This is a genomic window from Serratia sp. 22278 (assembly GCF_052045405.1).
Taxonomy (GTDB): Bacteria; Pseudomonadota; Gammaproteobacteria; order Enterobacterales; family Enterobacteriaceae; genus Serratia; species Serratia marcescens.
On the sequence record NZ_JBQEOW010000007.1, the window covers coordinates 77,821 to 97,483 of the forward strand.

General features: G+C 58.8%; 17 protein-coding genes. 14 read left to right on the forward strand and 3 right to left on the reverse strand.

What is annotated here, in order from left to right:
- The first annotated feature begins 39 nt into the window (after positions 1-39).
- The 3 genes from tal (at position 40) to ACTJJ6_RS14615 (ending at position 3,165) form a co-directional block, all read left to right on the forward strand.
- Positions 40-993 (forward strand): transaldolase, encoded by a 954-nt coding sequence (tal, locus tag ACTJJ6_RS14605; protein WP_049300127.1) that lies wholly within the window; start codon positions 40-42, stop codon positions 991-993.
- A 152-nt stretch (positions 994-1,145) separates the two neighbouring features.
- Positions 1,146-1,733 (forward strand): molybdopterin adenylyltransferase, encoded by a 588-nt coding sequence (mog, locus tag ACTJJ6_RS14610; RefSeq protein WP_015376607.1) that lies wholly within the window; start codon positions 1,146-1,148, stop codon positions 1,731-1,733.
- A 124-nt stretch (positions 1,734-1,857) separates the two neighbouring features.
- Positions 1,858-3,165, forward strand: coding sequence for an MFS transporter (locus ACTJJ6_RS14615; RefSeq protein ID WP_440802736.1), 1,308 nt, complete (start codon positions 1,858-1,860; stop codon positions 3,163-3,165).
- A 44-nt stretch (positions 3,166-3,209) separates the two neighbouring features.
- Here the strand turns inward: ACTJJ6_RS14615 and satP are convergent, their stop codons facing one another.
- Positions 3,210-3,809, reverse strand: coding sequence for an acetate uptake transporter (gene satP, locus ACTJJ6_RS14620; protein WP_048796026.1), 600 nt, complete (start codon positions 3,807-3,809; stop codon positions 3,210-3,212).
- Positions 3,810-4,133: 324 nt separating this feature from the next.
- Here satP and dnaK point away from each other — a divergent pair, with 324 nt between their 5' ends.
- The 4 genes from dnaK (at position 4,134) to nhaR (ending at position 9,773) form a co-directional block, all read left to right on the forward strand.
- Positions 4,134-6,047 (forward strand): molecular chaperone DnaK, encoded by a 1,914-nt coding sequence (gene dnaK, locus ACTJJ6_RS14625; RefSeq protein WP_004932972.1) that lies wholly within the window; start codon positions 4,134-4,136, stop codon positions 6,045-6,047.
- A 106-nt stretch (positions 6,048-6,153) separates the two neighbouring features.
- Positions 6,154-7,278 carry a molecular chaperone DnaJ gene (dnaJ, locus tag ACTJJ6_RS14630; protein ID WP_004932969.1) on the forward strand — a complete coding sequence of 375 codons (1,125 nt, stop codon included), beginning with the start codon at positions 6,154-6,156 and terminating at the stop codon, positions 7,276-7,278.
- 236 nt (positions 7,279-7,514) lie between these two features.
- A complete protein-coding gene (gene nhaA, locus ACTJJ6_RS14635) occupies positions 7,515-8,681 on the forward strand; it encodes a Na+/H+ antiporter NhaA (protein ID WP_033641227.1) in 1,167 nt (388 codons plus the stop codon).
- Between the two features lie 192 nt (positions 8,682-8,873).
- Positions 8,874-9,773 carry a transcriptional activator NhaR gene (nhaR, locus tag ACTJJ6_RS14640; RefSeq protein ID WP_028127865.1) on the forward strand — a complete coding sequence of 300 codons (900 nt, stop codon included), beginning with the start codon at positions 8,874-8,876 and terminating at the stop codon, positions 9,771-9,773.
- A gap of 71 nt (positions 9,774-9,844) precedes the next feature.
- On the opposite strand, the gene rpsT is transcribed toward nhaR, so the two are convergent.
- Entirely contained in the window at positions 9,845-10,108 is a 264-nt protein-coding gene (gene rpsT, locus ACTJJ6_RS14645; RefSeq protein WP_004932960.1) for a 30S ribosomal protein S20, read from the reverse strand.
- Between the two features lie 390 nt (positions 10,109-10,498).
- Here rpsT and ribF point away from each other — a divergent pair, with 390 nt between their 5' ends.
- The 5 genes from ribF to ispH all read left to right on the forward strand — a co-directional run bounded on the left by ribF (position 10,499) and on the right by ispH (position 16,339).
- Complete coding sequence (ribF, locus tag ACTJJ6_RS14650; protein ID WP_016929138.1) at positions 10,499-11,437, forward strand: bifunctional riboflavin kinase/FAD synthetase; 939 nt, start codon at positions 10,499-10,501, stop codon at positions 11,435-11,437.
- Between the two features lie 156 nt (positions 11,438-11,593).
- On the forward strand, positions 11,594-14,410 hold the full coding sequence (gene ileS, locus ACTJJ6_RS14655) for an isoleucine--tRNA ligase (RefSeq protein WP_016929137.1): 2,817 nt from the start codon (positions 11,594-11,596) through the stop codon (positions 14,408-14,410).
- A 13-nt stretch (positions 14,411-14,423) separates the two neighbouring features.
- Positions 14,424-14,933: a signal peptidase II gene (gene lspA / locus ACTJJ6_RS14660; protein ID WP_016929136.1), complete on the forward strand. Its 510-nt coding sequence runs from the start codon at positions 14,424-14,426 to the stop codon at positions 14,931-14,933.
- 1 nt (position 14,934) lies between these two features.
- Positions 14,935-15,405, forward strand: coding sequence for an FKBP-type peptidyl-prolyl cis-trans isomerase (gene fkpB / locus ACTJJ6_RS14665; protein ID WP_440802729.1), 471 nt, complete (start codon positions 14,935-14,937; stop codon positions 15,403-15,405).
- Positions 15,386-16,339 (forward strand): 4-hydroxy-3-methylbut-2-enyl diphosphate reductase, encoded by a 954-nt coding sequence (gene ispH, locus ACTJJ6_RS14670; protein ID WP_049300133.1) that lies wholly within the window; start codon positions 15,386-15,388, stop codon positions 16,337-16,339. Before fkpB ends, ispH begins: the two co-directional genes overlap by 20 nt.
- Before the next feature lie 264 nt (positions 16,340-16,603).
- On the opposite strand, the gene ACTJJ6_RS14675 is transcribed toward ispH, so the two are convergent.
- Positions 16,604-17,530, reverse strand: coding sequence for a LysR family transcriptional regulator (locus tag ACTJJ6_RS14675; protein ID WP_049300134.1), 927 nt, complete (start codon positions 17,528-17,530; stop codon positions 16,604-16,606).
- Positions 17,531-17,721: 191 nt separating this feature from the next.
- Between ACTJJ6_RS14675 and pvcA the strand changes: the two genes are divergently transcribed.
- Both pvcA and ACTJJ6_RS14685 read left to right on the forward strand, forming a co-directional pair.
- A complete protein-coding gene (gene pvcA, locus ACTJJ6_RS14680) occupies positions 17,722-18,687 on the forward strand; it encodes an L-tyrosine isonitrile synthase (protein WP_049300135.1) in 966 nt (321 codons plus the stop codon).
- 96 nt (positions 18,688-18,783) lie between these two features.
- A complete protein-coding gene (locus tag ACTJJ6_RS14685; protein WP_049300137.1) occupies positions 18,784-19,647 on the forward strand; it encodes a TauD/TfdA dioxygenase family protein in 864 nt (287 codons plus the stop codon).
- Positions 19,648-19,663 lie beyond the last annotated feature (16 nt).

Consider the following 19,663-nt stretch of genomic DNA (forward strand, 5'->3'; position numbering starts at 1 on the left):
TGCCAAAAGTTCATGCACAAACGATGAGATAATGCCAACATGACCGACAAATTAACTTCCCTGCGCCAGCTGACTACAGTGGTTGCAGATACGGGTGATATCGCGGCAATGAAGCTGTATCAACCGCAGGACGCCACAACCAACCCTTCGCTGATCCTCAATGCAGCCCAAATTCCTGAATACCGCAAACTGATTGACGAAGCCATTGCCTGGGCGCGCGGCCAGAGCAACGATCGCGAGCAGCAGATCGCCGACGCCGCCGACAAGCTGGCAGTCAACATCGGTCTGGAGATCCTCAAACTGGTTCCGGGCCGCATCTCCACCGAGGTTGACGCGCGTCTGTCTTACGACACCGTTGCCAGCGTGGCCAAGGCCAAGCGCCTGATCAAGCTGTACAACGAAGCCGGCATCAGCAACGATCGCATTCTGATTAAACTGGCCTCGACCTGGCAGGGCATCCGCGCGGCGGAGCAGCTGGAGAAAGAAGGCATCAACTGTAACCTGACGCTGCTGTTCTCCTTCGCTCAGGCTCGCGCCTGTGCCGAAGCCGGCGTTTACCTGATCTCGCCGTTCGTCGGCCGTATCCTCGACTGGTACAAAGCTAACGGCGACAAGAAAGAGTTCGCTCCGCACGAAGATCCGGGCGTGATCTCCGTGACCGAAATTTACCAGTATTACAAACAGCACGGCTACAACACCGTGGTGATGGGCGCCAGCTTCCGCAACGTCGGCGAAATCATCGAACTGGCCGGCTGCGACCGCCTGACCATCGCGCCTGCGCTGCTGAAAGAGCTGGCGGAGAGCGAAGGCGCGCTGGAGCGCAAACTGTCTTATACCGGTGAAGTGAAGGCGCGTCCTGCCGCACTGACCGAACCTGAGTTCTACTGGCAGCACAACCAGGATCCGATGGCGGTTGAGAAACTGACCGACGGCATCCGCAAATTCGCCGTAGACCAGGGTAAACTGGAAAAAATGATCGCCGACCTGCTGTAATTCCGGCAGATCGCGCAGTAAAAAGGTGGCTCAGGCCACCTTTTTTTTATGCCCGACGCTCCCGCCGGCGGGGGAAGCCCTTATACTCTCGGCAATGACAACAGAACGGGAGACGAACCCGTTCAGACCCCATCAGGTTGTAGAGGTTACGCATGGATATTTTACGTATTGGTTTGGTTTCCGTTTCCGACCGCGCGTCCGGCGGCGTTTACCAGGATAAAGGCATTCCGGCGCTGGAGGAGTGGCTGGCCGGCGCGCTGGCGACGCCGTTCAAGCTGGAAACCCGGCTGATCCCCGATGAGCAGACGCAAATTGAACAGACGCTGTGCGAGCTGGTGGACGAAATGGGCTGCCATCTGGTGCTGACCACCGGCGGCACCGGGCCGGCGCGTCGCGACGTCACCCCCGACGCCACGCTGGCGATCGCCGATCGCGTGATGCCCGGCTTCGGCGAGCAAATGCGTCAGATCAGCCTACACTATGTGCCAACGGCAATTCTTTCTCGCCAGGTGGGGGCGATCCGCAAACAGGCGCTGATCATCAACTTGCCCGGCCAACCGAAGTCGATCAAGGAAACGCTGGAAGGGGTAAAGGATGAGCAGGGCAATGCGGTGGTGCATGGCATCTTCGCCAGCGTGCCTTATTGCATTCAACTGCTCGACGGGCCTTACGTCGAAACGCACGCCGCGGTGGTAGCAGCATTTCGGCCAAAGAGCGCGCGTCGCGAGATAAACCTCTAAATTTCAGCGTTCTGCGAGATCGGCTTCAGCCCGTCTGGTGTGAAAATAATTTGCCGTTATAGTAAGGATTCTTTTACAGAAAGCCTGCGGCTTTTATTTTTACAGCCTTTACCGACGGTGCCCTATGCCTCACGACAATAATCGCCGGCTGAACCGGCAAGACTACAAAACGCTGACGTTGGCCGCGTTGGGCGGCGCGCTGGAGTTTTACGACTTCATCATCTTCGTGTTCTTCGCCGCCGTGGTCGGCGATCTGTTCTTCCCGGCGGACATGCCGGAGTGGCTGCGGCTGGTGCAAACCTTCGGCATCTTCGCCGCCGGCTATCTTGCCCGCCCGCTGGGCGGCATCGTGATGGCGCACTTCGGCGATCTGGTCGGCCGCAAAAAGATGTTTACCCTGAGTATTCTGCTGATGGCGTTGCCGACGCTGGCGATGGGTCTGCTGCCGACCTACGCCAGCATCGGCATCGCCGCGCCGCTGCTGCTGCTGCTGATGCGCGTGTTGCAGGGCGCGGCGATCGGCGGTGAGGTGCCGGGCGCCTGGGTCTTCGTCGCCGAACACGTGCCGCGCGGGCGCATCGGCTTCGCCTGCGGCACGCTGACCGCCGGGCTGACGGTGGGCATCTTGTTGGGCTCGGTGGTGGCGACGGTGATCAACACCACGCTCAGCCCGCAGAGCATCGCCGGCGGCGGCTGGCGCATTCCTTTCCTGTTGGGCGGCATGTTCGGCCTGGTGGCGATGTACTTGCGCCGTTGGCTGCAGGAGACGCCGATCTTTATCGAGATGCAGGCGCGTAAAGCGCTGGCCGAGGAGCTGCCGCTGAAATCGGTGGTGCTCAACCACAAACGGGAAGTGGCGGTGTCGATGCTGCTGACCTGGCTGCTCTCCGCCGGCATCGTGGTGGTGATCCTGATGACCCCGACCTATCTGCAAAAGCAGTTCGGCATCGCGCCGGCCTTGACGCTGCAGGCCAACAGCATCGCCACCATCATGTTGATCGCCGGCTGCATCGTTGCCGGTTTGTCGGCCGATCGCTTCGGCGCCAGCAAAACGCTGGTGGTCGGCAGTGTGCTGCTGGCCGGCTGCAGCTGGCTGTTCTATCAAACGGTGGGCGTGCGCCCGGAAATGTTGTTCGCCTGCTATGCGCTAGTGGGCTTCAGCGTAGGCGTGGTGGGGGCCGTGCCGTATGTGATTGTGCGGGCCTTCCCGGCGGAAGTGCGGTTTACCGGCATCTCGTTCTCATATAACGTCTCGTACGCTATTTTTGGCGGTTTAACCCCTATTTTTGTGACGCTGATCATGAAATTAACCCCGTTAGCGCCCGCTTACTATGTGTTGGCGCTGTCGCTCCTCGGGCTGCTGCTCGGCGTCTACCTGCATCGCGACCTGAACAGCGAAGCCGGCGAGCGGCGAGCCGACTCCTACAGCTAAAAAAAAGCCCTGCAGTGCAGGGCTTTTTCGTCAGGGGAGGGCGATTACGCCGCGACCGGTGAGGCCGCGACGCGGGCCGGGGCCGGTTCGCCAATCGGCAGCACGGTGCGGCCGTATTGCTCGTTGAGCACTTCGGCCATCGCCAGGTAGATGGCGCTGGCGCCGCAGATGATGCCCTCATAACCGGCAAAGGTCAGCAGCGCGTGGTTGCCGGTGATGTTGCCGACGGCCAGCAGGGCGAACAGCAGCGTCAGGCTGGCGAACACGAACTGCAGCACGCGGTTGGCGCCCAGGGTGCCGAAGAACATGAACAGGGTGAAGACGCCCCACAGCGCCAGGTAGATGCCCAGCACGTGCGCCTCGGTGGCTTCAGCCAGACCCAGACGTGGCAGCAGCAGCAGGCCGACCAGGCTCAGCCAGAAGCTGCCGTAGGCGGTGAAGGCGGTCATGCCGAAGGTGTTGCCCTTCTTGTACTCCAGCAGACCGGCCAGGATCTGGGCCAGGCCACCGAAGAAAATCCCCATGCTGATGATGGCGGAGTTCAGTGGGAAAAAGCCCGCGTTGTGCAGGTTCAGCAAGACGGTGGTCATCCCGAAGCCCATCAGGCCGAGAGGGCCGGGATTCGCCAACTTGTTGGTGTGCATAAGTCCTCTGCGATAACAGAAAATTAACGGAAACAGCGAAGTAAAATCATAAATGGTCTGAATGGCCAAAAAATCGAAGTTTTCCACCAGAGCGCGCGCATCATAATGATCCCCGCAGCCGGAAACAATGATCTGAATGACGATAAAAAAAGAAATTTTTTTCGCCTTGCCCCTTGATGCCGGACTGGATGGCCCCATCTTATTTGCAACCGCAGCTGCTAACCGCGGGTCGCACTGAGATATCGGGCAGTTGAAAAGCAAAAAATCGCCCGCATATAGGTTAGCAACCTGACTGATTATGAATTTTTTAGTGGAGACGTTTAGATGGGCAAAATTATTGGTATCGACCTGGGTACTACCAACTCTTGCGTAGCAATTATGGATGGTGCCAAGGCACGCGTGCTGGAAAACGCCGAGGGCGACCGCACCACTCCTTCTATTATCGCATATACCCAGGACGGTGAAACTCTGGTTGGCCAGCCGGCTAAGCGTCAGGCAGTGACCAACCCTGAAAACACCCTGTTCGCCATCAAGCGCCTGATCGGTCGCCGCTTCCAGGATGAAGAAGCGCAGCGCGACAAAGCGATCATGCCGTACAAAATCGTCGAAGCCGACAACGGCGACGCCTGGCTGGAAGTGAAAGGCCAGAAAATGGCTCCGCCGCAGATCTCTGCGGAAGTGCTGAAAAAAATGAAGAAAACGGCGGAAGATTACCTGGGCGAACCGGTAACTGAAGCGGTTATCACCGTACCGGCTTACTTCAACGACGCCCAGCGTCAGGCGACCAAAGACGCCGGCCGCATCGCGGGTCTGGAAGTCAAACGCATCATCAACGAACCGACTGCGGCGGCTCTGGCCTACGGCCTGGACAAAGAAGTCGGCAACCGCACCATCGCGGTTTATGACCTGGGCGGCGGTACTTTCGATATCTCCATCATCGAAATCGACGACGTTGACGGCGAAAAAACCTTTGAAGTGCTGGCGACCAACGGTGACACCCACCTGGGTGGCGAAGACTTCGACAGCCGTCTGATCAACTACCTGGTGGAAGAGTTCAAGAAAGATCAGGGTATCGATCTGCGCAACGATCCGCTGGCGATGCAGCGTCTGAAAGAAGCCGCTGAGAAAGCGAAGATTGAACTGTCTTCCGCTCAGCAGACCGACGTTAACCTGCCGTACATCACCGCAGACGCGACCGGTCCAAAACACATGAACATCAAAGTGACTCGTGCCAAACTCGAGTCGCTGGTTGAAGATCTGGTTGCGCGCTCTATCGAACCGCTGAAAGTGGCGCTGAAAGACGCAGGCCTGTCGGTTTCCGACATCCAGGACGTGATCCTGGTGGGCGGCCAGACCCGTATGCCAATGGTGCAGAAGAAAGTCGCAGACTTCTTCGGCAAAGAACCGCGTAAAGACGTGAACCCGGACGAAGCGGTTGCCGTGGGCGCTGCGGTACAGGGCGGCGTGTTGGCCGGTGATGTGAAGGACGTTCTGCTGCTGGACGTGACCCCGCTGTCGCTGGGTATCGAAACCATGGGCAGCGTGATGACGCCGCTGATCACCAAAAACACCACGATCCCGACCAAGCACAGCCAGGTGTTCTCTACCGCTGAAGACAACCAGTCTGCGGTAACCATCCACGTGCTGCAGGGTGAGCGTAAGCGCGCCAGCGATAACAAATCTCTGGGCCAGTTCAACCTGGACGGCATCCAGGCGGCGCCGCGCGGCATGGCGCAGATCGAAGTGACCTTCGATATCGATGCCGACGGCATCCTGCACGTGTCTGCCAAAGACAAGAACACCGGTCGTGAGCAGAAGATCACCATCAAGGCATCTTCTGGCCTGAACGAAGACGAAATCCAGAAAATGGTGCGCGACGCCGAGCTGAACGCTGAAGCTGACCGCAAGTTCGAAGAGCTGGTACAGACGCGTAACCAGGCGGATCACCTGATCCACGGCACTCGCAAGCAGCTGGAAGAAGCGGGCGACAAACTGCCGGCGGAAGACAAAACGGCGATCGAAGCGGCGCTGAAGGATCTGGAAGCGGCGGTGAAAGGCGAAGATAAAGCCGAGATCGAAGCGAAGACTCAGGCGCTGGTGCAGGTTTCCGGCAAACTGCTGGAAATGGCTCAGGCGCAGCAGGCTCAGCAGGGTGCTGACGCCGGCGCGGACAACGCGGCGCAGAAAGACGACGACGTGGTTGACGCCGAGTTCGAAGAAGTTAAAGACAAAAAATAATCGCCCTTAAGCGGGCACGGGGCGGCCGAGGTGTCGTTCCCGGAAACCAGCACGGGCGTCGAGGCAACTCTGCGCCCGTGCACGCATGTTAAGGGTAAGCGAAAGAATGGCGAAGAAAGACTATTACGAGATTCTCGGCGTCAGCAAGACGGCGGATGAACGTGAGATCAAAAAGGCGTATAAACGCCTGGCGATGAAATACCATCCTGACCGCAACCAGGAACAAGACGCCGAAACCAAGTTTAAAGAAGTTAAAGAAGCTTACGAAGTTCTGACCGACGACCAGAAACGCGCGGCCTACGACCAGTATGGGCACGCGGCCTTTGAACAGGGCGGCATGGGCGGCGGCGGCTTTGGCGGCGGCGCCGACTTCAGCGATATCTTTGGCGACGTGTTTGGCGACATCTTCGGCGGAGGCCGCCGTCAGCGCGCCAGCCGCGGTTCCGATCTGCGCTATAACATGGAGCTGACCCTCGAGGAAGCGGTACGTGGCGTCACCAAAGAGATCCGCATCCCGACGCTGGAAGAGTGCGACGTCTGCCACGGCAGCGGCGCCAAACCGGGCAGCTCGCCGGTGACCTGCCCAACCTGTCACGGTCAGGGCCAGGTGCAGATGCGTCAGGGCTTCTTCACCGTGCAACAGGCGTGTCCGCACTGCCATGGCCGCGGTCAGATTATCAAAGATCCGTGCAACAAGTGCCACGGCCACGGCCGGGTAGAAAAATCCAAGACGCTGTCGGTGAAAATTCCGGCCGGCGTCGATACCGGCGACCGCATCCGCCTGGCGGGTGAAGGTGAAGCCGGCGAACACGGCGCACCGGCGGGCGATCTGTACGTTCAGGTGCAGGTGAAGGCGCACCCGATCTTCGAGCGTGAAGGCAACAACCTGTACTGTGAAGTGCCGATCAACTTCGCCATGGCGGCGCTGGGCGGCGAGATTGAAGTGCCGACGCTGGACGGCCGGGTGAAACTGAAGGTGCCTTCGGAGACCCAAACCGGCAAGCTGTTCCGCATGCGCGGCAAGGGCGTGAAATCGGTGCGCGGCGGCAGCCAGGGCGACCTGCTGTGCCGCGTGGTGGTGGAAACCCCGGTCAATCTGAACGACAAGCAGAAGCAGCTGCTGCGTGAGCTGGAAGAGAGCCTGGGTGGCCCGTCCGGCGACAAGAACAGCCCGCGTTCGAAGAGCTTCTTCGACGGGGTGAAAAAGTTCTTTGACGATCTGACTCGCTAACCTACTGTTTCTTTTGGTTTATGTACGAACCCCGGGCTTCTGTTCCGGGGTTTTTATTTGCGCGCCAAACCGCAAATTCCATAATATAAGTGTGACTTATTCGTGCTTTTTATCGGTTTTTTCGAGCTATTTAGCATTTATAAACTTATTTTTTCGAACTAAAACGCCCTCTATACTCACTTCATGACTGTGGTTCGCAGGGCGCTACGTCCTGCACAGATTTGGAGAGACGTACTGTGACCAACATCATTCGTCAATTTTTACGTCAGGAAGCCGCGGGCGGTATCATTCTGATCGCGGCGGCGATCGTCGCCCTGATCATGGCCAACACCCCGGCGCAGGGGATCTATCAGGCATTCCTTAACCTGCCGGTGATGGTGAAGATTGCTTCGCTGGAGATCGCCAAGCCGCTGCTGCTGTGGATCAACGACGGCCTGATGGCCATCTTCTTCCTGGTGGTGGGGCTGGAGGTCAAGCGCGAGCTGATGCAAGGCTCGCTGTCCGGGCGCGACAAGGCGGTGTTTCCGGCGATCGCCGCGCTGGGCGGCATGCTGGCGCCGGCGCTGATTTACCTGCTGTTCAACGGCGCGGATGACGTCACCCGCCAGGGTTGGGCGATCCCGGCCGCGACCGATATCGCCTTCGCGCTTGGCGTAATGGCGCTGCTGGGCAACCGCGTGCCGACCAGCCTGAAAGTGTTCCTGCTGGCGTTGGCGATCATCGACGACCTGGGCGTGATTATCATCATCGCACTGTTCTACACCCACGAAGTGTCGATGGTGGCGCTGGGCGTGGCGGCGGCGGCGACGGCGCTGCTGGCGGTGATGAACTGGCGCGGCGTGGGCAAGACCTCGTTATACATGATGGTTGGCCTGGTGTTGTGGGTGGCGATCCTCAAGTCTGGGGTGCATGCGACGCTGGCCGGGGTGATCGTCGGCTTTATGATCCCGTTGAACGTCAAAAAGGGGCCATCGCCGTCGGAAACGCTGGAGCATGAGTTGCACCCTTGGGTCGCGTTTATGATCCTGCCGCTGTTCGCTTTCGCCAACGCCGGGGTCTCTTTGCAGGGCGTATCGCTGGAAGGGTTAACGTCGCTGCTGCCGGTCGGGATTGCGGCTGGGCTGTTTATCGGCAAGCCGCTGGGGATTTTCCTCTTCAGCCTGCTGGCGGTGAAAATGGGCATCGCCCGTTTGCCTGAAGGCATCGGCTTCAAACAGGTGTTTGCCGTTTCGGTGCTCTGCGGCATTGGTTTCACCATGTCGATTTTTATCGCCTCGCTGGCATTTGGCGATGCAGATGCGGCGCTCAGCACCTATTCCCGCCTGGGGATCCTGTTGGGCTCCACCACTGCGGCGGTGGTAGGGTATGGATTGCTGCGTCTGGCGTTGCCGCGCGTGCGTTAATCCTGAATGTGCCCGGTAAGGGCACATAATAAAATGGCTGGTCGGAGCTGTACGGTATAAAATATGTGCAGCTTCGGCCGTTCTTCGTTGGGACTAATGGGGTTATACGTTGTCTGAAGCAGGGAAAGGAAGTTTGTCGCTCGTCACGGCACACCGTTTGCCGCTGCGAAACGTTGTTAAGGAGAGCCGCTCGTGAGGATGTCGCATATCAACTTTAATCACCTTTACTATTTCTGGCAGGTCTGCAAGGCCGGTTCCGTGGTCGGTGCCGCCGAAGCGTTGTTTCTGACGCCGCAGACCATCACCGGCCAGATCAAAGCGCTGGAAGAGCGGTTGGACGGCAAGCTGTTCAAACGCCAGGGGCGCGGGTTGGTGCCTTCGGAGCTGGGGCAGTTGGTGTTCCGCTATGCCGACAAGATGTTTATGCTCAGCCAGGAAATGCTGGATATCGTCAACTACCGCAAAGAGTCCAACCTGCTGTTCGACGTCGGCGTAGCGGATGCGCTGTCGAAGCGGCTGGTCAGCCAGGTATTGGAAACGGCGGTGGTGGTGGACAACGAGCAGATCCACCTGCGTTGCTTTGAATCGACGCACGAGATGCTGCTGGAGCAGCTTAGCCAGCACAAGCTGGATATGATCCTCTCGGATTGCCCGGTGGACTCCAGCCAGCAGGAAGGGCTGTTCTCGCTGAAGCTGGGCGAGTGCGGCATCAGCTTTTTCTGTCGCCAACCGGCGCCGGACCTGCCGTTCCCGGCTTGTCTGGAGCAGCGCAAGCTGCTGATCCCCGGCCGCCGTTCGATGCTGGGGCGCAAGCTGCTCAACTGGTTCAATACGCAGGGCATTCAGGTGGAAATTCTGGGCGAGTTCGACGATGCGGCGCTGATGAAGGCCTTCGGCATGTACCACAATGCGATCTTCGTGGCGCCGACGCTGTATGCGCAGGATACCTACAACGATGACAACGTGGTGGAGATTGGGCGTATCGACAGCGTGCAGGAGGAGTATTACATCATCTTCGCCGAGCGCATGATCCAGCATCCGGCGGTGCAGCGCGTCTGCAACAAAGACTTCTCGGCGCTGTTTTCCTGCTAGCGGTTCACTGAACGCAGGACGTAAAAAAACCGGCCTGAGCCGGTTTTTTTATCAAGCAGATAACGAAATGCTTATTGCATTGCGTTGATGCGTGCAGTCAGGTTTGACTTATGACGCGCTGCTTTGTTTTTGTGGATCAGGCCTTTAGCTGCCTGACGGTCCACCAGTGGTTGCATTACCAGGAATGCATTTTGTGCTGCTTCTTTGTCGCCAGCTGCGATAGCTGCGTCTACCTTCTTGATGAAGGTACGCACCATTGAGCGACGGCTTGCGTTATGCTTGCGGCGTTTCTCAGACTGTACGGCGCGTTTCTTAGCTGATTTGATATTAGCCAAGGTCCAACTCCCAAATATATTCTATTGAGGACAATTCAAAGGCCGAGGAATATGCCCTTTTAGCCTTCGTTTGTCAATGGATTTGTGCAAATAAGCGCCGTTTGTACAGGCGGCACTCGCTACGTTGTGATGGCGCAGGATTTTACCAGCTTCGCTCTTGGGAATACAGTGTTTCGCGAGAAAATTCGCCAATGTTTTGCCGCGGCGGGCGCAAGCCGTTGGCCGCGGTCGAGAATCGCCCCGGCAGCGCCGGATAAACTGCGGCGAAGCCGTTTCACGCGCAGATTATCTCCGGTATGGTATGTCTATTACATAAAGGCACCAATCGCGGGTTAACCTTACCGGCTGTACAAGGTATAATCCGCCGATTTCCACTGTTTTGAGCCAGCTATGGAGCTAATTCGCGGCATTCACAATATCCGGGCGCGCCACCATGGTTGCGTGCTCACCATCGGCAACTTTGACGGCGTACACCGCGGTCATCAGGCGCTGCTGGAGCAGTTGAAGCAACAAGGGCAACGCCTCGGGCTGCCGGTGATGGTCATGATCTTTGAGCCGCAGCCGCTGGAGATGTTCGCCGCAGACAAGGCGCCGGCCCGCTTGACGCGCCTGCGCGACAAGGCCAACTATCTGGCGCAGGCGGGCGTCGATTACCTGCTGTGCGTCAAGTTCGATCCGCGTTTCGCCGCCAACACTGCGCAGGCGTTCGTCGCCGAGCTGCTGGTGGAAAAACTGGGCGTCAAATTCCTGATGGTGGGGGATGATTTTCGCTTTGGCGCCGGGCGTCAGGGCGATTTTCCGCTATTGCAGCAGGCCGGAAAAGAGTACGGCTTCGACGTGGTCAGCACCCCGACCTTCCGCGAAGGCGAGCGGCGCATCAGCAGCACCGCGATCCGCACCGCGCTGAGCGAGGACGATCTGCCGTTGGCGGAGACCCTGCTAGGCCACCCGTACAGCATTTCCGGGCGCGTGGTGCACGGCGACGAGCTGGGGCGCACCATCGGCTTCCCGACCGCCAATCTGCCGCTCAAGCGTCTGGTGGCGCCGGTGAAAGGAGTGTATGCGGTGGAAGTGTATGGCCTGGGGCCGAAGCCGCTGCCGGGCGTGGCCAATATCGGCACGCGCCCGACCGTCGCCGGCGTGCGCCAGCAGCTGGAAGTGCATCTGCTGGATGTCACAATGGATCTTTACGGGCGCCATATTGAGGTGGTGCTCCGCGCAAAATTGCGCAATGAACAGCGGTTTGCTTCGCTGGATGCCCTGAAGCAGCAAATCGCCAATGATGTGGTGACGGCCCGGAAGTTCTTCGGGTTAAAAACACTGGTTTAATCGTTTACCCTAAACAATTCGAGTTGCATCGCGGCGGCAACCGCGCGAACCCCGATGAGCTTGCACAGGCGAGTGATTCGGGTGAGAAAGGGCGGCCGACAAAGATGCAGCTTGAAGTGTGACGGGTAAATAGCCGAAAACGGAAACGAGAATCTCATGAGTGACTACAAGAATACCCTGAACTTGCCGGAAACAGGGTTCCCGATGCGCGGCGATCTCGCCAAGCGCGAACCTGGCATGCTGCAACGTTGGTATGAACAGGATCTGTACGGGATTATTCGTACTGCCAAAAAGGGCAAAAAAACCTTCATTTTGCATGACGGCCCTCCGTATGCGAACGGCAGCATTCACATTGGTCACTCGGTTAACAAGATTCTCAAAGACATTATCATCAAGTCGAAAGGGATGGCCGGCTTCGACTCGCCTTATGTGCCGGGTTGGGATTGCCACGGCCTGCCGATCGAACTGAAGGTTGAGCAACTGTACGGCAAGCCGGGCGAGAAGCTGACGGCGGCCGAGTTCCGCCAGAAGTGCCGCGAGTACGCGGCCGAGCAGGTTGAAGGCCAGAAGAAGGACTTCATCCGCCTGGGCGTGTTGGGCGACTGGGATCGTCCGTACCTGACGATGGACTTCAAAACCGAAGCCAACATCATCCGCGCGCTGGGCAAGATCATCAGCAACGGCCACCTGCTGAAAGGCGCCAAGCCGGTTCACTGGTGCACCGACTGCGGCTCGTCGCTGGCGGAAGCGGAAGTGGAGTACTACGACAAGACTTCGCCGTCGATCGACGTGAGCTTCCATGCGGCCGACGCGGCTGCCGTGGCGGCCAAGTTCGGCGTGAGCCACTTCAGCGGCGCCATCTCCCTGGTTATCTGGACCACCACCCCGTGGACCCTGCCGGCCAACCGCGCGATCTCGCTGCACCCGGACTTCACCTATCAGTTGGTGCAGGTTGACGGCCAGTGCCTGATCCTGGCGGCTGAACTGGTGGAAAGCGTGATGAAACGCGCCGGCATCACCGAGTGGACCGTGCTGGGCAGCTGCAAAGGCGCCGATCTGGAGCTGCTGCGCTTCAAACACCCGTTCATGGACTTCGACGTGCCGGCGATCCTCGGCGAGCACGTGACGCTGGACGCCGGTACCGGTGCGGTGCATACCGCGCCAGGCCACGGCCCGGACGACTTCGTGATCGGCCAGAAATACGGCCTGGAAGTGGCCAACCCGGTAGGGCCGAACGGCTGCTACCTGACCGGCACCTACCCGCTGCTGGACGGCAAGTTCGTCTTCAAGGCCAACGATCTGATCGTCGATCTGCTGCGTGACAAAGGCGCGCTGCTGCACGTCGAGAAGTTCCTGCACAGCTATCCGTGCTGCTGGCGCCACAAGACGCCGATCATCTTCCGCGCTACGCCGCAATGGTTCATCAGCATGGATCAGAAAGGCCTGCGTCAGCAGTCGCTGGAAGAGATCAAGGGCGTGCAGTGGATCCCGGATTGGGGTCAGGCGCGCATCGAAATGATGGTCGCCAACCGCCCGGACTGGTGCATCTCGCGTCAGCGCACCTGGGGCGTGCCGATGTCGCTGTTCGTGCATAAAGAGACCGAGCAGCTGCACCCGCGCAGCGTTGAGCTGATGGAAGAAGTGGCCAAACGCGTCGAGCAAGACGGCATTCAGGCCTGGTGGGATCTGGACGCGGCCGACATCCTCGGCGCGGAAGCCGCCGACTACGTGAAAGTGCCGGATACGCTGGACGTGTGGTTCGATTCCGGTTCCACCCACGCCTCGGTTGTCGACGTGCGTCCTGAATTCAACGGCCACGGCGCCGACATGTATCTGGAAGGCTCCGACCAACACCGCGGCTGGTTCATGTCATCGCTGATGATTTCCACCGCGATGAAGGGCAAGGCGCCGTACAAGGAAGTGCTGACCCACGGCTTCACCGTCGACGGTCAGGGCCGCAAGATGTCCAAATCGATCGGCAACACCGTCAGCCCGCAGGACGTGATGAACAAGCTGGGCGGCGACATTCTGCGTCTGTGGGTGGCGTCGACCGATTACACCGGCGAGATCGCGGTGTCCGATGAGATCCTCAAGCGCTCCGCCGACTCTTATCGCCGCATCCGCAACACCGCGCGCTTCCTGCTGGCCAACCTGAACGGGTTCGAGCCGAGCACCGATTGCGTGGCGCCGGAAGACATGGTGGTGCTGGATCGCTGGGCGGTCGGCCGCGCGCTGGCGGCGCAGCGGGATATCGAGCAGGCTTACGCCAACTACGATTTCCACGAAGTGGTGCAGCGCCTGATGCAGTTCTGTTCGGTCGAGATGGGCTCCTTCTACCTGGATATCATCAAGGATCGTCAGTACACCGCGAAGAGCGACAGCGTCGCCCGCCGCAGCTGCCAGACCGCGCTGTATCACATCGTGGAAGCGCTGGTGCGCTGGATGGCGCCGATCATGTCGTTCACCGCAGACGAGATCTGGGGCTTCATGCCGGGCAAACGCGCGCAGTACGTGTTCACTGAAGAGTGGTACGACGGCCTGTTCGGGCTGGCGGAAGGCGAGTCGATGAACGACGCTTTCTGGGCTGAGCTGCTGAAAGTGCGCGGCGAAGTGAACAAGGTGCTGGAGCAGGCGCGTGCCGACAAACGCCTCGGCGGTTCGCTGGAAGCGGCGGTGACGCTGTATGCCGACAGCGAGTTGGCGGCGCGTCTGAACAGCCTGCAGGATGAGCTGCGCTTTGTGCTGCTGACCTCTGCGGCAAGCGTTGCGCCTTTGGCGGATGCGCCGGCCGACGCGCAGGCTTCCGAGCTGCTGAAAGGGCTGAAGATCGCCTTCAGCACGGCGCCAGGTGAGAAGTGCCCGCGCTGCTGGCATTACACCACCGATATCGGTCTGGTGGCGGAGCATGCAGACATCTGCGGCCGCTGTGTGAGCAACGTCGCCGGTGACGGCGAGAAGCGTAACTTTGCCTGAGAACTCGCGCCTGATGAGTAAACCAATTTGTTCGACCGGCCTGCGTTGGCTGTGGGTTGTAGTGGCGGTGCTGGCGCTGGATTTCGGCAGCAAGCAGTGGATCCTCGCTAACTTTACGCTGGGCCAGTCCCAGCCGTTGATCCCGTCGTTCAACCTGTTTTACGCGCGCAACTACGGCGCCGCGTTCAGCTTCCTGGCCGATCACGGCGGTTGGCAGCGCTGGTTCTTCGCCGGCATCGCCATCGCCATCGTCGCGGTGCTGCTGGTGATGATGTACCGCAGCGCGGCACAGCAGAAGCTGAACAACATCGCCTACGCCTTTATTATCGGCGGGGCGCTGGGCAACCTGTTCGATCGCCTGTGGCACGGTTTTGTGGTCGATTTCATCGACTTCTACGTCGGTGATTGGCACTACCCGACCTTCAATCTGGCGGACAGCTTTATCTGCGTGGGCGCGGCGATGATCGTGCTGGAAGGTTTCTTGTCGCCGGCGAACAAAGACGCAAAGAGTAAAGGTGAGTAATATGACGGCTCAGGTTATCAGTGACAGCGCGGTGCTGGTTCACTTCACGCTGAAACTGGAAGACGGTTCGACCGCCGAATCCACCCGCAGCAGCGGCAAACCGGCGCTGTTCCGCCTGGGTGACGGCAGCCTGTCGGCGCCGCTGGAAGAGCAACTGCTCGGCCTGCGCGCGGGCGACAAGCGCGCCTTTACCCTGCAGCCGGAAGCGGCGTTCGGCGCGGAGAACCCGGATCTGGTCCAGTTCTTCTCGCGCCGCGACTTCGCGGAAACCGGCGTGCCGGACGTGGGCACCATCATGCTGTTTACCGCCATCGACGGCAGCGAAATGCCGGGCGTGGTGCGCGCGGTGGCGGAGGATTCAATCACCGTCGATTTCAACCATCCGCTGGCGGGCCATCCGGTGACCTTCGACATCGAAGTGCTGGAGATCGATCCGCAGCAGGAGGAGATGCATGCAAATATTGCTGGCTAACCCGCGCGGCTTCTGCGCCGGGGTTGATCGTGCGATCAGCATCGTGGAACGTGCGCTGGAGCTGTACGGTGCGCCGATCTACGTGCGACATGAAGTGGTGCACAACCGCTACGTGGTCGACAGCCTGCGTGAGCGCGGCGCGGTGTTTATCGAAGAGATCGCCGAAGTGCCGGACGGCTCTATCCTGATCTTCTCGGCGCACGGCGTTTCTCAGGCGGTGCGCGCCGAAGCCAAGGCGCGCGATCTGACCATGCTGTTCGACGCCACCTGTCCGCTGGTGACCAAGGTGCATATGGAAGTGGCGCGCGCCAGCCGCCGCGGCACCGAAGCGATCCTGATCGGCCATGCCGGGCATCCGGAGGTGGAAGGCACCATGGGCCAGTACAGCAACCCACAGGGCGGCATGTACCTGGTCGAGTCGCCGGAAGACGTGTGGAAGCTGCGGGTGAAAGACGAAGACAACCTGTGCTTCATGACGCAGACTACGCTGTCGGTGGATGATACCTCGGACGTGATCGACGCGTTGCGTCAGCGTTTCCCGAATATTATCGGGCCACGTAAGGATGATATCTGCTACGCCACCACCAACCGTCAGGAAGCGGTGCGCAATCTGGCCGGCGATGCGGACGTGGTGCTGGTGGTGGGGTCGAAGAACTCCTCCAATTCCAACCGTCTGGCGGAACTGGCGCAGCGCGTCGGCAAACCGGCTTATCTGATCGATTCGGCGGCGGATATTCAGGAAAGCTGGCTGAGCGAAGCGCGCAATATCGGCGTTACCGCCGGCGCCTCGGCACCGGACGTGCTGGTGCAGGAGGTGATCTCCCGCCTGAAAGCGCTGGGCGGCTTGGACGTGCATGAAATCAGCGGGCGCGAAGAGAACATCGTGTTCGAAGTGCCGAAAGAATTGCGCGTGGACGTCCGTCAGATTGACTGATGTGCGTGAGTGAATGACAACGGGGGGCTTAGGCTTCCCGTTTTTTTTTGGAAAGCGAGCCGCGTAAAAAATAACACTCCATGCATATTCAAATTTTCTGCTAACTAAAGTCAAATTTATTCTGAGTATTTGAAATAACGTCGGTGTGGTTAATTATATAGGCTGGCGAAAAGTCATTAATAAGAATATCATTAGGCTGCAATCTAAATAGGCCCGGTGTTGGTAAAGTGATTACAATAATGGATGTTGCAGATGTTTCTTATTTTATTCCTGCCGAATATGTTCTACGTCGGTTAATCCCTTCTCCTGCAAATAGAGTTTCATATGTTCCAGCAACCGTCTGACTTTTAATGGCTGGATCTCCCTACGTGGCATAATGGCGTAGCAATTAATTTCCGGTAAGCGCCAATCGGGCAATATTTCAATCAGCTCACCGCTGCGCAATTCACGTTCAACATTGGCGAAGAAATTGCGAATGATGCCCTTGCCGGTCAACGCCAACTCCTTCATCGCCATACCGCTGTTGGTGAACAAACGCCCGGTCATGCGCATGCGGTGTTCATCGCCGTTGCGATGGATAAGACGGACAAACTGTGGGTTGCCGAGCGGCGTAAAGGTGACCCAATGGTGATGGGTCAGCGCCTGCGGCGAATCCGGCACGCCGTGGTGTGCCAGGTAGGCCGGTGAGGCGCACAACACTTCGCGGCAGCGGGCCAACCGCGTGGAAACGTAGCTGGAATCGGCCAGCACGCCGCCGCGTATCGCCAGATCGATGCGTTGCGCGATCAGGTCTATCTTCTCATCGTGGATCTCCAGTCGCAGCGTGAGCCGAGGATGCTCGTCGAGAAAGCTTTGCAGCGCCGGCACCAGATAGTGAGTGGCGAATTCAGTGGAGGTGGCGACGCGCAGTTCGCCGACCAGCTCTCCGCGCAGCGCGGCGATCCGTTGTTGGCCACGTTCGGCAGCGTGGATCATCAGCAGGCAATCTTCATAAAAACACAATCCTGCTTCGGTCAGACTCAATGAACGCGTCGATCGCAACAGTAATTGAATGCCCAGATGCTCCTCCAGCTGGCGAATATGTTGGCTGACGGCGGAGGTCGTCATGCCCAATTCTTTTGCCGCCATGCTGAATGCGCCGCAATCGACCACTTTTGAGAAAATGGCCATGCGTTTTAAAATATTGCTCATAGTTTGTTAAGCACAACTTAACCAAGATTGTGAATTATACGGGCTAATAATATAGCATCATCTCTTCTATATTGCCTGAAGCATATAAACGACGGGCTGATTATTATTTTGCAGAGATTTTTTCTCTTTTTGATAAATCTTATTGCGCTTATCAATAATACTCCCGCACCACATCGTAACAGGAGCTCATTGTGGACAGCGCTCAGAAAGAAGAAATATCGTTAAAGATCCTACGTGAATTATTGCAATACCGCCGCCGTTTCCCCGGCGACGACACCTCGATCGCTGAAGAAGAACGGCGGGTCACTCAGGTGCAATTGCCGCGCATTCGGGCATTCATCGAAAACGAGCAACGTATCGAATTCGTGCTGCCGGCCTTCCCGACCAAGTCGCCCAACACCAACAAGGTGATCGGCGCGGTGCCGGACATGGCGGAGCGGCTGTCGCTGATCTTCCTCAACTCGCTATGCCAGCGCATTCAACTCTACTACCCGCCGGGTGCGCATATCGTTATCTGCTCCGATGGCCACGTGTTCGGCGATCTGATCCGCGTCAGTGACGAAGCGATCAACCACTATCAGCGCGAAATTGAAAACCTGCTGCATGAAGTGGGCGCGACGCATCTCAGCGTATTCAACCTCGGCGACGTCAAAGGCCTGGCCGAACATACCGATGATTACGATCTGCTGCGCCAACTGTTGGTGGAGGGCTATGCCGAATCGGAAGAGGCGATCAAACAGCAGTTGATGCAGGACGAACAGGGCCTCTTGCTGTACCGCGCCATCACGCGCTTCCTGTATGAAGACAGCCAACTGCCGGGCTACAGCGGTTCCAACGCCGCGCTGCAGAAAGACGCCAAACAGCGCGCCTGCGGAGTGATCCAGCGCAGCTGGGCCTGGGGCAATCTGCTGGCGCAGCATTTCCCGGCGGCGATCCGCCTGTCGATTCACCCGCAGCCGGTCGACAGCCTGAAAATGGGCATCCACATGATGCCGACCAAAGACGACTGGCTGACGCCGTGGCATGGCGTGGCAGCCAACGTGAACGGCCAGTTCGTGCTGATGAAGCGTAAAGATGCGCAGAGCCTGGACGGCGAATTGGTGGAGATCCGCGGCACGCCGAGCCATTACCTGATCGAACAACCGCAGATGGCCTGAGGCCGCTGCAGGCTTTTGCGCCCGAAATCCTGGCGGACGCGTTTTTGACGGCACGTTGCCGTGTGAGCAGCACATTCGATGCAAGGAGAATCACCGATGAATAACCAACCGCTTAATTGCCATATTCAACCGAATACCCCGTTTGGCGCGATCCTGACGCCGCAGCATCCGGGGCAAAAGATCGGCGAACTGCCGGTGGCAGCGCTGCGGGCGCTGGCGCAGGAGCATCACTTGCTGGTGCTGCGCGGATTCGACTCCGGTTTCAGCGAGCCGGAAGTCCTGACTCGCTACGCCGAGCAGTGGGGCGAGATCATGATGTGGCCGTTTGGCGCGGTGCTGGACGTGAAGGAACATCCGGACGCCAAGGATCATATTTTCGACAGCAGCTACGTCCCGCTGCATTGGGATGGCATGTATAAGCCGACTATTCCCGAGTTCCAGCTGTTCCACTGCGTGGCGGCGCCGTCGCCGGACGAAGGCGGGTGCACGACCTTCGTCGACACCACGCGCTTGCTGGCCAATGCGGACGAAGCGTTGCTGGATCAGTGGCTGTCGGTCTCGATCACCTACCGCATCAAGCAGGTGGTGCACTACGGCGGTGAAGTCTGTTCGCCGCTGGTGGTGCAGCACCCGAACGGCAGGGGCTTGATCATGCGCTACAATGAACCGCCGACGGAGGGGAAAAAATTCCTCAATCAACATGCGCTGGAATATCACGGCGTGCCGGAACAACAGCAGGAACAGTTCCACCACACTCTGCAGCAGCATCTGTACGATCCGCGTCACTATTATGCCCACCAATGGCAACAGGGCGACGTGGTGGTGGCGGACAACTTCTCGCTGCTGCATGGGCGTGAGGGCTTCACCGCCCGTTCCGCGCGTCATTTGCAGCGCGTGCATATTCAGAGCAACCCGGTGTGCGCCAATCTGGCGCTGAAGCCGGCTAACGCAGAAGCGTAAAGGAGCATTATGGCAA

What these genes read in the sequence shown, in the direction of transcription:
- tal (WP_049300127.1), top strand. Translation starts at nt 40, where the DNA reads ATGACCGACAAATTAACTTCCCTGCGCCAGCTGACTACAGTGGTTGCA.
- mog (WP_015376607.1), top strand. Translation starts at nt 1,146, where the DNA reads ATGGATATTTTACGTATTGGTTTGGTTTCCGTTTCCGACCGCGCGTCC.
- ACTJJ6_RS14615 (WP_440802736.1), top strand. Translation starts at nt 1,858, where the DNA reads ATGCCTCACGACAATAATCGCCGGCTGAACCGGCAAGACTACAAAACG.
- satP (WP_048796026.1), bottom strand. Translation starts at nt 3,809, where the DNA reads ATGCACACCAACAAGTTGGCGAATCCCGGCCCTCTCGGCCTGATGGGC.
- dnaK (WP_004932972.1), top strand. Translation starts at nt 4,134, where the DNA reads ATGGGCAAAATTATTGGTATCGACCTGGGTACTACCAACTCTTGCGTA.
- dnaJ (WP_004932969.1), top strand. Translation starts at nt 6,154, where the DNA reads ATGGCGAAGAAAGACTATTACGAGATTCTCGGCGTCAGCAAGACGGCG.
- ribF (WP_016929138.1), top strand. Translation starts at nt 10,499, where the DNA reads ATGGAGCTAATTCGCGGCATTCACAATATCCGGGCGCGCCACCATGGT.
- ileS (WP_016929137.1), top strand. Translation starts at nt 11,594, where the DNA reads ATGAGTGACTACAAGAATACCCTGAACTTGCCGGAAACAGGGTTCCCG.
- lspA (WP_016929136.1), top strand. Translation starts at nt 14,424, where the DNA reads ATGAGTAAACCAATTTGTTCGACCGGCCTGCGTTGGCTGTGGGTTGTA.
- fkpB (WP_440802729.1), top strand. Translation starts at nt 14,935, where the DNA reads ATGACGGCTCAGGTTATCAGTGACAGCGCGGTGCTGGTTCACTTCACG.
- ispH (WP_049300133.1), top strand. Translation starts at nt 15,386, where the DNA reads ATGCAAATATTGCTGGCTAACCCGCGCGGCTTCTGCGCCGGGGTTGAT.
- ACTJJ6_RS14675 (WP_049300134.1), bottom strand. Translation starts at nt 17,530, where the DNA reads ATGAGCAATATTTTAAAACGCATGGCCATTTTCTCAAAAGTGGTCGAT.
- ACTJJ6_RS14685 (WP_049300137.1), top strand. Translation starts at nt 18,784, where the DNA reads ATGAATAACCAACCGCTTAATTGCCATATTCAACCGAATACCCCGTTT.